The organism is Mesorhizobium sp. M0030 (assembly GCF_040323695.1).
Taxonomy (GTDB): domain Bacteria; phylum Pseudomonadota; class Alphaproteobacteria; order Rhizobiales; family Rhizobiaceae; genus Mesorhizobium.
The window spans coordinates 150,466-162,272 of the sequence record NZ_JAMYVE010000016.1; the positions used below are offsets into that span (position 1 = coordinate 150,466).

Genomic DNA, 11,807 nt, shown 5'->3' on the forward strand with positions numbered 1-11,807 from the left:
ACAAGCGTCGCCTTTACTCGGCAAAGAGCCCGTAAACCTCAGTTCCGCAACCGGGCAAATTCGAAGTGACGCAATCAATCAAAACCCTGATCGTGTCGGAGTATTTTCCCCACCTGCCGGACCAGATGGTCCATGGCGTCTTCCAGAGGCTCCGGCGTCACGCCGATGCGCTGGGTAGTGTCGGTTCCGTCGATTTCGTTTTCATGTGGCCGTTGCACTGGTCCGAAAACGAAGACCGGCAACGTCAATCCGTCGAGGATTTTCGGCGGTCATGGTCTGTTGCCGGGCGGATCATACTGATTTCACCGCCCGCTCTGCCGTCTTGGTTCCGGCGCTGGCCGCGCGATCTTGGCATCCGCGACGTGATCGCCGCGACGCGCGGCGCAGTCAGTTTCACGGAGGGCCGGGTCACGATGCGGTCCAGCCGTATGGCGGAAGTTTCCCGGCTTGAGCGGGCGATCCGCGAATTGAAGCCCGACCTCATCCTGGCGCATCGATTGGCGTCGACAGCGGCTCTGATCCGCACGGTGATGGATTTGCCTCCGGTGCTGGTCGACTTCGATGACCTCGAACATGTCGCCCTTGGCAGGTCTCGCCAGATGGAGCGCTCTCCCGCGAAACGCCTTAAACTGAGCCTGGTGTCCCCGGTCGCGCGCCGGACAGAAAGACTCGTCGCGGGGTTTGCGACGGTGGGCCTCGTGTGTTCCGAGCATGATCGCAAAATCGTCGAAGAGCTTTCGCCGGGCGCCCGCATCGAAGTCGCACCCAATGCTGCCGTGATGACCGGCCGTTCCCCGATGCCTTCCGAGCCAACGGCTCTTTTTGTCGGCTACACCCGATATCCACCGAATGCCGAGGCTATCCTCTAGCTTGTTGGAAAGGTTTTTCCGCTGGTCCGGGCACGGCTGCCGCGAGCGCGGCTCCTCATCGCCGGTGATGGCGGCCGCGAACTTGGAATAGATGACGCCGGCGCAGGGGTAGAGACGCTAGGATTCGTCACGGATCTTTCATCTGCCTATGCGAGGGCAAGGGTTGTTGTCTGTCCGGTCAAGCGTGGCGGCGGCACACGGATCAAGATCATTGAGGCTGCGCTGTACGGCCGACCGGTCGTTTCAACTTCCATCGGAGCGGAAGGGCTCGGTTTCATCGATGGCAAGGAAGTGGTCCTTGCCAATGAGGAAGGGGCCTTTGCCGAAGCGATGGTCGAGTTGATGAGCAGCGATGAAAGGTCGGCCAGCATCGGCGCTGCAGCGGAGGAACGGGCACGCCAACTTTACGGCGCGGAACAGGTGCGATCCAATCTGGCAGCGTTGGCAAGGTCGATGGTCGATCCGGACACTGCGCAGACATCGAAATCCGAACTGGACATCGATGCAACAGTGAACACGCCGATAGCGTACCTATAAGCCAACGTGTTTCACGCAGTTGGTCGCGATCCACCATTGCATACCGGAGCCCCTCACAAGGCTCGAAAACTCCGAGGTTTTTTCACCAAAGCGTGAACGCTACATTCTTGTTTTTGTCGCATTCCTTGTTTTCAAAGCGTTTCGACTGTGGGGGCCAAATATAGTGTTTTGCCGGGATTACTTCCGTTCCGAGGGCTGGTGAATGCGCTTCGGGATAGCGATCAGCAACCTGTCGACTTTCGGCGGGCTGCAAAGGGATTGCCTCTCTATCGCCAGGAATATCGTGGCGGCGGGGCATGAGGTTACGATCTTGACCACGGAAATACGCGGGTCGATCGCAGACCCCGGCTGTTCGATCCAGATTGTAGAAGCCAACAATCGCACCAATCCCGGAAGGGATATCGCGCTTGGCGCCGCGCTGAAGGCGCATCGCCAGGGGTTTGACCGGATCATCGGTTTCAACAAGCTTCCGATGCTCGACATCTATTATTCCGGCGATCGCTCTTACGCGAAGATCAAGACAGGCGCGTGGCGCCCTTTTTCACCACGCCACCGAACCCAGATGCGGCTGGAGCAGCTTTGCTTTTCGCCAAGTTCGCGCACCAGCCTCATCATGCTGACCGAGCGCCAGCAAAATGAGTATCAGAGCGTCTGGAAAACGCCGGAGAGTCGGTTTCGACGCATTTCGCCCAATCTCGATCCGGCGAGGCGCATGCCGCATCTACGCACCGACGGAACGCGCGAACGCATCCGGGCTGAATTGGGCATTGCGCCAAACAGCAAGGTATGGCTGTCGATCGGCTCCTCGGCTTGGGTAAAGGGCTTCGACAGGGTGGCGGCCGCGCTGGAGGCATTTCCCGACTCGGTCTGGGTGGTGGTGGGCGTCGTGCCTGTCAGCGGCATGGGCAGCCGCCTGATCCAGAAGGTGACAATACACGCCCGGGGCCGAACAAAGATCATTGGAATCCGAGACGACATACCGGCTGTTATGGCTGCGGCGGATCTTCTCATTCATCCTGCCCGAATCGAAACCACGGGAACGGTCATCGTCGAAGCCCTTGCCAATGCACTTCCGGTGATCACCACCGATACGTGCGGGTTTGCTCCCTTGGTCGAAAAGGCCGATGCCGGCGTCGTCATCGCCGGCGCGTACTCTTTTCGGGCGCTCGTCGAAGCCATCGCCATGGCACGAGCACCGGGCCAGCAACCAGCATGGTCGTCACATGCCAAAGCTTTCGGCGGCGACCCCTCCTTATCCGATGGGCACGAGGAAGCGGCGCGCCTGTTTGTCGGAGAGCTTTGGTAGACACGGCCACATGCGCCGAGCCGAGGCAGTTGCTTTCAGCGGCTGGGCATTGGAACAGAAGCCTGACTATTTCGGGGTGCATGGCCGGCAAGATGAAAATCCCACGCTTCTCATCACCGTTTGACGCCCGGAAGCGTGACGCCGGGAAATTGCCGAAGCGCGTCTGGCTTACGCTCGACGATGGTCCGGAGCCCGGTCATACCGAGCAGATTTTGAAGGTGCTCGACCTTCATCGGATCAAGGCTACGTTCTTCGTGATTGGAGAAAAGGTGGCCGCTCATCCGGCCATCGTCCAGCGCGTCTTCGATGCGGGACACCGGATTGGAAACCATACGTTTTCGCATCGCCGTCTGACCGAGCTTAAACCAGCGGAAGTTCGCCAGGAGATCGAGAGCACCGGTAGTCTGATTTCCGCATTCACGCCGGGAGGGAAGATTTTTCGTCCGCCTTTCGGGGCTTTGAGCCGGGTCGTTTCAGAGATTGCGGATGAACTCGGGCATCGCACCCTTCTGTGGGATGTGGATCCAAACGATTGGGATCCTCACCGCCAGCCGAAGGGGTGGATCAGGAGCGCGCTTCGCGAAGTTCGAGCGAAGCGGGATTGCGTTATCCTCACCCACGATAGCCTGCCCACAACCGCTGAGAATTTCGACCTGTTCATCACGCTCCTGAAGAAAGCCGGCCCGATTACGTTCGAAGATCCGGCGACTCTTTGTGCGACCCACCTGGCCCTTCAGGCGTTCTCGTCGACCGATTGAGCCATAGCTTGAGCCGATACCGCCAGAACCGCCATTGCGTCCTTGCGGTCTTCGGCATAGGCCTGGCGATCATGAGAAATCGTTCGGCTGTGCGGAAACTGCCGTGGAGGTAATGGACGCGGGCAATCTTGATGGCCAGAAGAGCTTCCCGCCTGCGCAATGTATCCTCGTCGATCCGAACAGTGCCAAGCTCGCGCAATGCCTTGCGCCAAATGAAAAACTGCGTAGCGGGCTGGACCAAAAGCCGATTGTCGGCCCGTGCAGTCGATATTTGGTAGGTCAGCACCGGGTTGGGCACCTTGTCGACGCCGGCCTGGGTCAACAGCCTTGCCCAGAACAGTGTGTCCTCCTCGTAGGCGACGCCTTCGGGAAAGCGGACTGTGCCGATCGCCAGGCTTCTGATCAGGGCAGCGCCGACGTTGATCGTCTCGCATTTGTCAATGAGATAATTGCCTGCGTTTTCGAGCTTTGATGGACCATATCCGGCTGGCGCGTCGATGAGCCGGTCAACGCCATCTGTGCGCCTGATATAGGAGCCGACCACTATTCCGGTGCTCCCGTGCTCGGTCCCCTTGAGCAGCAAGTTGCGCAGCCCATCCTTCATATGGATGTCGTCGGCGTCGATGAAGTAGAGCCATGGCGAGACGGCTGTCTTTATGCCGACATTGCGGGCGGCGCCCGCCTGAAATCGGGCCACCCGTTTGACCAACACCGGAAGCCCGCTTTGCCGGCCGGTCTGCTCGGCGATTTCAGCGGTGCCGTCCGTCGATCCGTCGTCGACGATCAGGATTTCCTCGATGAGGTCGGCTTCCGAAGCCAGCGACCGGATCGTCGAAGCGATCGAACGCCCTGCATTGTGTGCAGGGATGATCACTGAAATGTCCTTCATCCGTATGCCCCCCACCCGACATCAGCAGTTGCGATTTGCAGGTTCGGGTCAAGCCGCAGTTTGGCGCGGGCGCCTTCTTGCGGCAACTTTCCGGTGAACAGGAGCGCGCCGGTTCGCTTTGCTCGCCGGCGGGCGACTGTTTTTCGGGCGTTCGGCTTTGCCTAACGGCAAATTGAGATTTGTTCTGCGAGGAGCGCCGTTATAAACCCATTGCTGTTGGAGGGGATACTCTTGAAGGGCGTTGCGCTTTTAACCGTACCGAGAAGCGGCTCCGAATGGCTTGGAAGCCTGGCGAACGCCACAGGTTCCATGGGGTGTTTCGGGGAATGGCTGGATCCAGACCATCTCAAATTCGTGGCCCGCTCCTATGACGAGCTGGAAAGCGCCGTCCTCAAGGCCGGATCGTCAGAAAACGGGCGTTTCGCCATCAAGCTGTTCCCTGGCCATCTGCGTGAGACGCGAGAAAAGTTTGAGAAAGACTTTCTGTTTGAAACGCTGAAGAAGCACGAAATCGGGTTGATTTTCCTTGAACGGCGAGACCGGCTCCGGCAGGCCATTTCGTACTATCGCGCCAGTGTTTCCAGGCAATGGACCAACAGAGCAAGGGGAACGGGAGCGAAAGCCGCCTACGATTTCGCGGAGATCTCCCGAGCCTGCATTTCTCTTGAAGATGGGTACTCGTTCTGGTCGAAATATCTCGACATGCTTGGGCTGCCCCACAAGCATGTCGTCTATGAGGAGATGTTTGAGGATCCGACACCTTTTTTGGAAGCGGTCGCTGAGCATATGGGTGTTGGAGCTCCAGCCGAGAGACCGGCTTCTTCGATTCAGATCCAGCGCGATGGCCTGACAGAAGAATGGGCAGAGCGTTTTCGATCGGATGCCGCAGCCAACGGGATTATTGATCTGCTGCTTGAGGAGAGACCAGCTGTAAGGACGTTGTCCAATCTTCGGCGGTTCTTCAAAAAGCGGCCACTAACCAAAGCCTATTCGTAGGATATCGGGCTGCGCAGATGCAGAGGTCATCTCGCTCGAAGCTGACGCGTTTAAGATCGCGGTAAACCGCGGAACGTCCAATGCGCGCAAGCCAGCCTGTCGACAGGCCGCCGGAAATGCTTGCATTTACTGGAACGCAGCTACTCGCCGCCTCGCCTCTGCGCGATCAGATCGAGCCGGTCGCGGTCGGAGCGTTCGCGTTCGTCCTGTCGGCGCACGTCCTTGTAGGCGCGCTCGACCATGTTGGTGCGCGCCGTCGCAGTGGCGATGAGCGTGACCTCCTGCCTGGCGCTTTCCAGGCTCGCTTCCTGCCGGACCAGCGCATTGGCGATGCGGCGATGGTAGAGGTCAGGGAACAGCACCGCCATCGACTGGTCGGCGTCGAAATGCTGGACAAGTTCCCTGGCCTCGGTTTCGGCGGTTGCCGCTGCCGCCAGGAAGGCCGCATGGCGCGTCTCGTGCAGGGCCTTCAACTGCTCCTGCACCTTGACCAGTTTCTTCAGCCGTTCCTTGCGCGTGCTCATCTCACCTCGCCAGCGTCAGGTCGACAAAGCCGTCGACGAACAGCGACAGCATGGTGCCGATGGCGAAGTAGAAGATGATCATGCCGCCGGCGATGACGAAAGGCAGCGAGATAAAATAGACCGGGATCTGCGGCGTCAGCTTGTTGACGAAGCCGATCGTCAAATTGACGAGAATGGCATAGGCGATGAACGGGCTGCCGAGCCGGATGACCAGGAAGAAGGCGTCCGACACCGTGTCGGTGAGATCGACCAGGGCGGCCTGGGGATTGAAGAAGACGTTGACCGGCGCCACCGTGTAGGAGGCGACCAGAGCGCGGATGATCTCGTGGTCGAAATCGAAGACGAAGAGCAGCAGCAACGCTGAAAACGAGATGATGGCGGCGAGAGCCGCCTGCGGTTCTGGCTCCTCGATGGCGGGGCCGCCGGTGCCGCCATAGCCGATCAGCATGGCGATGGCCGAACCCATGAAGCGCAGAGCCTCCATGTAGAGCCTCGTCATCGCGCCGATCAGCCCGCCGACCAAAAGTTCGGAGATGATCATCGGCGCCAGCACCTGCGGACGCGCATCGACGAAGGGAAAGATCTTGTCCCACAGGAAGGCGAGCAGGCCACCGGTGGCGGCGATCGACACGAACAGCCGGACCTGGACCGGCACGCGGGCGCTGGACAGGCCCGGCATCAGCATGAAGCAGGCGCCGATGCGACAGAAGGCGAGGAAGGCGGCGATGACGACGCCTTGCGACAGTATGTTCACGAGATCGTCCCGAGCACCTTGATCTCGACGCCCTTGGCGATTTCGACATGGGAGAGAACGGGAAGCGTCGTGAACAGGCGCTCGATGATCATGCGCACATAGGGGCGAGCATCGGGCGCGGTGACGAGGACAAAACGCTCGCCGGCCTCGAGATGCTTGCGGATCGCCTTGGTCGCGTCCTGGCCGAATTCCTCCAGCTGGCGCGGGTCGATGTCGAATTCGCGCACCTCGCCCTTGGCGTCGCGCTTGAGGCTCTGGTGGAAGGCGAGGTCCCAGCGGTTGCCGAGGCGCAGCACCTTGAGCATGCCGCCCTCGGAGAGATCGCCGCAGATCTGCTGGGCCATGCGGATGCGGACATGCTCGACGATCTGCTCGGTGCGGCGCACATGCGGCGCGATCTCGGCGATAGCCTCGATGATCAAATGCAGGTTGCGGATCGATACGCGTTCGGCCAGCAGCAATTTCAGCACCGCCTGCAGGCCGGGATAGGAGATGTGCGAGGTGCAGATCTCGTCGGCGAGCTTGCGGTATTCCGGATCCTGGCGCTCGAGCAGCGCCTTCATGTCCTTGTAGGACAGAAGCTGCGGCAGGTTGTTGCGGATCACCTCGGACAAATGGGTGAGCAGCACCGACATGTTGTCGGCAAAGGTATAGTTCTCGCGCTTCAGATCCTCGGCGAAGGTTTCGAGCACCGAGAAGGCGCGCATGCCGAAGGCCGGCTCGCGGATTTCCTCGCCGGGAACGTCGGGCAAATCCCGGTTCCCCAGCAGCACCATGATCTCGCCGACGCGCATCTGGTATTCGGCGACGACGGTGCCGTGGACCTTGATCTGATAGCTTTTCGGCGGGATGCCGAAATCGTCGGCGACGCGCACTTCCGGCACGACGAAGCCGTATTGCGTGGCAAATTTCTTGCGCATCTTGGCCATGCGGAACACCAGTTCCTGATGCGACACCAGCAGCCGCGTCGACAGCTGCTTGCCGATCAGAAGCTCGATCTCGGCGGTGGTCAGCGAAGCCTTGACCGAGTTCTTCTCTTCCTCGACTTTGTTCGCCTTCTCCAGATCCTTGATCGCTTCGGCGGCGGCAGCCTCGCGGTTGGCGCGCATCGGGATGACGTAGCCAAGACCGGCCATGCCTGCAGCCAGCGTGAAGAACGGGAAGAACGGCAGGCCGGGCATCAGGCCGAGCAGGACGAGCAGCGAGGCCGCGACATAGAGCGCGCGCGGATGCGCGCCGAGCTGGCCGAACACCGCCTGGTTGGTCGAGCCGCGCGTGCCGCCCTTGGACACCAGCAGGCCGGCGGCGAGCGAAACGATAAGCGCCGGGATCTGGGTGACCAGGCCGTCGCCGACCGACAGCTTGATGAAGACATCGGCGGCTTCGCCCATGCCCATGCCGTGCCTGATGTAGCCGATGGCGATGCCGCCGACGATGTTGATGGCGGTGATGATGAGGCCGGCAATGGCATCGCCGCGCACGAATTTCGAGGCGCCGTCCATCGAGCCGAAGAAGGACGATTCTTCCTCGAGTTCTCTGCGGCGCAGTTGCGCTGTCTTGTCGTCGATCATGCCGGCGGACAGGTCGGCGTCGATCGACATCTGCTTGCCCGGGATAGCGTCGAGGGTAAAGCGGGCGCCGACTTCGGCAATACGGGTGGCGCCCTTGGTGATGACGATGAAGTTGACTACGATCAGGATCATGAAGACGATCAGGCCGATGACGAAATCGCTGGCCATCACCAGTTTGGAGAAGCCGGCGATGACATAGCCGGCGGCGTGCGTGCCCTCATTGCCATGCGACAGGATCATGCGCGTGGTGGCGATGTTGAGCGACAGCCGCAACATGGTGGCGATGAGCAGCACGGTCGGGAAGGACGAGAAATCGAGCGGCCGCTGGATCCACAGCGCCACCATCAGGATCAGCACCGACAATGCGATCGAGAAGGCGAGGCCGATGTCGATGAGGAAGGCCGGGATCGGGAGGAACAGCACGGCCAGGATGATGACGATGCCGATGGCGAAGAAGACATCGCGGCCGTTCTTGGCCACTGTTCCTGTCGCTAAGCTTTCGCTGACTGCCATGTCGTCCCCAATCACAAGCCTGCCGAGCACGCGACAGCCCTTCGAGCCTAACCGGTCAAGCTTGCGCGAGGGTGGGAGGACTGGTTACTTGCCAGGACGACAGAGGCCTTGAGGAGAGAGATCATGCTGGTGATCATCGGCACCATTCGCTTGCCGGCGGAACGGCTCGACGAGGCAAGGCCGGCCATGCGGCGCATGATACTGGGCAGCTGGGCGGAGCCCGGCTGCATCGAATACTCCTACGCGCAGGACGTGCTCGACGCCGGGCTCATCCATGTAATCGAGGTGTGGAGCGACAGGGCCGCGCTCGACGCGCATTTCCGCTCGCCTCACATCGCCGATTGGCGGGCGAGCTGGGCATCGCTCGGCATAGGCGAGCGCAACCTCATGCTCTACGAGGCCGGCGAGCCGAAGCCGATCTGAGGACCGGGCACAGTCAAGAAGGCGTAGGCCCAAGAAAGTCTAGCAGGCGTTGACCTGTCTGCAGGACCATCCGCCGCCATCGGTATCGTGGCAGTCTTCATAGCTGCCGTAGCAGGTGTTCGTCGAATTGCGATACCAAGGGTAGCCGCCAGGACAGCAAACATCTTGTTGTGCAGTCTGGATAAATTCCTTTGCCGGCCGGCTTTGGTTTTCCGGATTGCCTCCCGCCAAAAAAAGAGACATCGGGTGTGACACAACAGACCTAACCGGCATATCCATGCTTGAATTGCTCACCGCAGACGAGCTCAAAAAAATCATGCCAACAGCTAATGAACAAAATCCCCGCGCACTCATCTTCTCCTCCTTGAGGGAAATGGAGACGGCCAAAAATAACACAGCTGCGTCGATTGCGTAAGCGATCGCTCATATACCTCGACACGCTCGCGGGGAATTGAAGCGGGGCGGCAAGCCTGACTGCGCCTCAGCGCCAGAATGGCGCCGCAAGCAGCCGGCATTATGTCGGCGTGCTGATCGTCGCCGAACTGCACAGCGATCCGTTCGATGGTGAGACGCCGGTGCTGGCGCCGGCCAAATTCCGGCATGCGGTGCTGGTGCCGACCATGAACGTCCAGTCCACCGCCGAAACCATCCAGCGCGCCGTCGCGGAGGAACTGGCGGTGGTCGAGAATTTCGACAACCGGGCCGTTGTCGGGCTTTTGACCGAGGGCCATCTGATACGGCGCTACGCCGAGGAACTCGACAAGGCGCGGCGCGACCTGTCGGGCGAAGACTAGGCCTCGGCCGGCATCTTAAATGTCCCTACTCGGCGCTTGCCACGTGTACAGTGTCACTGTACAAATTGTTCAGTGGGAGAAAAAGACGGGATGAGCACCGACCAGGCTCCGGTCAAGAATGGCGTCGCCTCGACGGCGACGCATGCCCATCAGATGCTGGGCCAGCGGCTGAAGAGCCTGCGTCTCGGCCGGCGGCTTTCGCTGCGCGAACTCGCCGAGCTGACCGGGACCAGCGCCAGCTTCATCAGCCAGCTCGAGCGCGGCCTGACCGGCGCCAGCACCGCCTCGCTCAACCAGATGGCCTCGGCGCTTGGGGTGAGCGTGGCGATGCTGTTCGAGGATAGTGCCGCCGGGCAGCGCGGGGTCTTGCTGCGCAGCGAGCGGCCGAGCCTGCCGCCCAGCGACGGCTGCCGCAAGATGCTGCTCTCGCGTCCCCCTTTAAGCGACATGGAAGTCTATGTCGGCGAGTTCGAAATCGGCGGCTCGACCGGCCCAGCGCTCTACACCCATGGCGACGCGCACGAGATGCTCGTCGTGCTGCGCGGCATCGTCGAGGTTTCGCTCGGCGATGTCAGGCATGTGCTGGAAGAGGGCGACAGCATCGAATACGCGACATCGACAGCACATCGCTCAGAGAACATCGGCAGTGGCCGAGCCGAGGTGATGTGGATCATTGCGCCACCGACTTCGGTGCGCGCCGAACTCGATCAATACAGGGCCTGGAAACCGCTCGCAGCCAGGTAGGTTCAATCCATGCGGGTCAAATGGGAGAACAATAATCATGCTGAAAACAAGACATCTTGGCCTTGGCGCCGTGCTGGCGCTCGGCGTTCTGGCAACCGCAGCGTTCGCGCAGGAAAAGCCTGTCGCGGGTGAGGTCAAGGAAGGCTCGCTCAAGGGCAAGACGCTGACGCTCGTCTCCTATGGCGGCATCTACCAGGACGGCCAGGCCGCCGCGCTCAAGGAGTTCGTCGAAAAGTCCGGCGCCACGCTGCTCAATGACGGGCCGACAGAGATCGCCAAGCTGCAGGCGCAGGTCGAATCCGGCAACGTCACCTGGGACGTCGTCGACACCGCCGACCTGCCGCCTTACGTCTATTGCGGCAAGCTGTTCCAGAAGCTTGATTTCAGCAAGCTTGACGTCTCCAAGGTGCCCGAGGGCCAGGTCGGCGAATGCTCGGTGCCGGCCATGAACTACGGCGTCGTGCTGATGTACAACAAGGAGAAGTATGGGGATAACCCGCCCAAGAACTGGGCCGATTTCTTCGACACGGCAAAATTCCCCGGCACGCGCGCGCTCGACGGTTCGGGCGACCCGACGGGCGGCCTGCTGGAGCAGGCGTTGAAGGCGTCTGGCGGCGACCCGAAGGCGATGACGGCGGCCGACATCGACAAGGCCATCGATGTCATCCGCAAGCTCGGTCCCGACACGATCTATTGGAAGACCGGCGCTGAGTCGCAGCAGCTTGCCGAATCTGGCGAAGCCGACATGCTGATGATGTGGACCGGACGTGCCATGACGGCGGTGAAGAACGGCGCCAAATATGCGCCGGCCTGGCAGGACTGGCTGGTGGTGATGGACCAGATGACCATTCCGGTCGGCGTCAAGGATACGGATGCGGCTTATGCGCTGCTCAATGCCTATCTCGGCAAGGGGGCGCAGGAGATCCTGGCGCAGCAGACCTCCTATACGCCGATCAACAATGACGCGCAGCCCAAGGTCGATGCGTCGGTCGCCGCCTTCCTGACCAACACGCCCGAGCGCCAGAAGCAGGGTTACAAGCAGAACATCAAGTTCTGGGTCGAGAACTTCCCGGTGGCGCAGGAGAAGTGGTCGGCGCTGATGGCAGGCAACTGAACAGCCAAGTGAGAG

Annotated in this window: 14 protein-coding genes; 9 read left to right on the top strand and 5 right to left on the bottom strand. The window is 60.8% G+C overall.

The window, feature by feature from the left end:
• Positions 1 to 65: 65 nt before the first annotated feature.
• From NKJ80_RS27280 to NKJ80_RS27295, 4 genes are all read left to right on the top strand, one after another.
• Positions 66 to 869: a hypothetical protein gene (locus NKJ80_RS27280; RefSeq protein WP_352498656.1), complete on the top strand. Its 804-nt coding sequence runs from the start codon at positions 66 to 68 to the stop codon at positions 867 to 869.
• A gap of 21 nt (positions 870 to 890) precedes the next feature.
• Positions 891 to 1,406 carry a glycosyltransferase family 4 protein gene (locus tag NKJ80_RS27285; protein WP_352498668.1) on the top strand — a complete coding sequence of 172 codons (516 nt, stop codon included), beginning with the start codon at positions 891 to 893 and terminating at the stop codon, positions 1,404 to 1,406.
• 202 nt (positions 1,407 to 1,608) lie between these two features.
• Positions 1,609 to 2,712 carry a glycosyltransferase family 4 protein gene (locus NKJ80_RS27290; RefSeq protein WP_352498657.1) on the top strand — a complete coding sequence of 368 codons (1,104 nt, stop codon included), beginning with the start codon at positions 1,609 to 1,611 and terminating at the stop codon, positions 2,710 to 2,712.
• Between the two features lie 80 nt (positions 2,713 to 2,792).
• Complete coding sequence (locus tag NKJ80_RS27295) at positions 2,793 to 3,470, top strand: polysaccharide deacetylase family protein (protein ID WP_023804733.1); 678 nt, start codon at positions 2,793 to 2,795, stop codon at positions 3,468 to 3,470.
• Here NKJ80_RS27295 and NKJ80_RS27300 read toward each other — a convergent pair.
• Positions 3,400 to 4,359 (bottom strand): glycosyltransferase family 2 protein, encoded by a 960-nt coding sequence (locus NKJ80_RS27300; RefSeq protein ID WP_352498658.1) that lies wholly within the window; start codon positions 4,357 to 4,359, stop codon positions 3,400 to 3,402. The two genes, NKJ80_RS27295 and NKJ80_RS27300, sit on opposite strands and share 71 nt — an antisense overlap.
• 231 nt (positions 4,360 to 4,590) lie before the next feature.
• Between NKJ80_RS27300 and NKJ80_RS27305 the strand changes: the two genes are divergently transcribed.
• Positions 4,591 to 5,355: a Stf0 family sulfotransferase gene (locus NKJ80_RS27305; protein WP_023814599.1), complete on the top strand. Its 765-nt coding sequence runs from the start codon at positions 4,591 to 4,593 to the stop codon at positions 5,353 to 5,355.
• Between the two features lie 140 nt (positions 5,356 to 5,495).
• Here NKJ80_RS27305 and NKJ80_RS27310 read toward each other — a convergent pair whose 3' ends face one another.
• The 3 genes from NKJ80_RS27310 to flhA are packed head-to-tail and all read right to left on the bottom strand — an operon-like array spanning position 5,496 to position 8,717.
• The gene (locus tag NKJ80_RS27310; RefSeq protein WP_023814598.1) at positions 5,496 to 5,879 is read right to left on the bottom strand and encodes a hypothetical protein; all 384 of its coding nucleotides are present in this window, start codon (positions 5,877 to 5,879) and stop codon (positions 5,496 to 5,498) included.
• A 1-nt stretch (position 5,880) separates the two neighbouring features.
• Entirely contained in the window at positions 5,881 to 6,633 is a 753-nt protein-coding gene (gene fliR, locus NKJ80_RS27315) for a flagellar biosynthetic protein FliR (protein ID WP_023691740.1), read from the bottom strand.
• On the bottom strand, positions 6,630 to 8,717 hold the full coding sequence (flhA, locus tag NKJ80_RS27320; protein ID WP_023671908.1) for a flagellar biosynthesis protein FlhA: 2,088 nt from the start codon (positions 8,715 to 8,717) through the stop codon (positions 6,630 to 6,632). Before flhA ends, fliR begins: the two co-directional genes overlap by 4 nt.
• 123 nt (positions 8,718 to 8,840) lie before the next feature.
• Here flhA and NKJ80_RS27325 point away from each other — a divergent pair, with 123 nt between their 5' ends.
• A complete protein-coding gene (locus NKJ80_RS27325; RefSeq protein ID WP_023691739.1) occupies positions 8,841 to 9,140 on the top strand; it encodes a putative quinol monooxygenase in 300 nt (99 codons plus the stop codon).
• Between the two features lie 39 nt (positions 9,141 to 9,179).
• Here NKJ80_RS27325 and NKJ80_RS27330 read toward each other — a convergent pair whose 3' ends face one another.
• The gene (locus NKJ80_RS27330) at positions 9,180 to 9,494 is read right to left on the bottom strand and encodes a hypothetical protein (protein WP_352498659.1); all 315 of its coding nucleotides are present in this window, start codon (positions 9,492 to 9,494) and stop codon (positions 9,180 to 9,182) included.
• A gap of 170 nt (positions 9,495 to 9,664) precedes the next feature.
• On the opposite strand from NKJ80_RS27330, the gene NKJ80_RS27335 reads away from it, so the two are divergent.
• The 3 genes from NKJ80_RS27335 (at position 9,665) to NKJ80_RS27345 (ending at position 11,792) form a co-directional block, all read left to right on the top strand.
• A complete protein-coding gene (locus NKJ80_RS27335; protein ID WP_023740977.1) occupies positions 9,665 to 9,934 on the top strand; it encodes a hypothetical protein in 270 nt (89 codons plus the stop codon).
• Between the two features lie 90 nt (positions 9,935 to 10,024).
• The gene (locus NKJ80_RS27340; RefSeq protein WP_027049833.1) at positions 10,025 to 10,678 is read left to right on the top strand and encodes a helix-turn-helix domain-containing protein; all 654 of its coding nucleotides are present in this window, start codon (positions 10,025 to 10,027) and stop codon (positions 10,676 to 10,678) included.
• Between the two features lie 37 nt (positions 10,679 to 10,715).
• Positions 10,716 to 11,792, top strand: a complete 1,077-nt coding sequence (locus NKJ80_RS27345; protein ID WP_023728389.1) for an extracellular solute-binding protein — start codon at positions 10,716 to 10,718, stop codon at positions 11,790 to 11,792.
• Positions 11,793 to 11,807 lie beyond the last annotated feature (15 nt).

Bases quoted from the DNA above. Each gene is read 5' to 3' on its own strand.
- NKJ80_RS27290 (WP_352498657.1), top strand. From the start codon at position 1,609: ATGCGCTTCGGGATAGCGATCAGCAACCTGTCGACTTTCGGCGGGCTG.
- NKJ80_RS27295 (WP_023804733.1), top strand. From the start codon at position 2,793: ATGGCCGGCAAGATGAAAATCCCACGCTTCTCATCACCGTTTGACGCC.
- NKJ80_RS27300 (WP_352498658.1), bottom strand. From the start codon at position 4,359: ATGAAGGACATTTCAGTGATCATCCCTGCACACAATGCAGGGCGTTCG.
- NKJ80_RS27310 (WP_023814598.1), bottom strand. From the start codon at position 5,879: ATGAGCACGCGCAAGGAACGGCTGAAGAAACTGGTCAAGGTGCAGGAG.
- flhA (WP_023671908.1), bottom strand. From the start codon at position 8,717: ATGGCAGTCAGCGAAAGCTTAGCGACAGGAACAGTGGCCAAGAACGGC.
- NKJ80_RS27325 (WP_023691739.1), top strand. From the start codon at position 8,841: ATGCTGGTGATCATCGGCACCATTCGCTTGCCGGCGGAACGGCTCGAC.
- NKJ80_RS27330 (WP_352498659.1), bottom strand. From the start codon at position 9,494: ATGAGTGCGCGGGGATTTTGTTCATTAGCTGTTGGCATGATTTTTTTG.
- NKJ80_RS27340 (WP_027049833.1), top strand. From the start codon at position 10,025: ATGAGCACCGACCAGGCTCCGGTCAAGAATGGCGTCGCCTCGACGGCG.
- NKJ80_RS27345 (WP_023728389.1), top strand. From the start codon at position 10,716: ATGCTGAAAACAAGACATCTTGGCCTTGGCGCCGTGCTGGCGCTCGGC.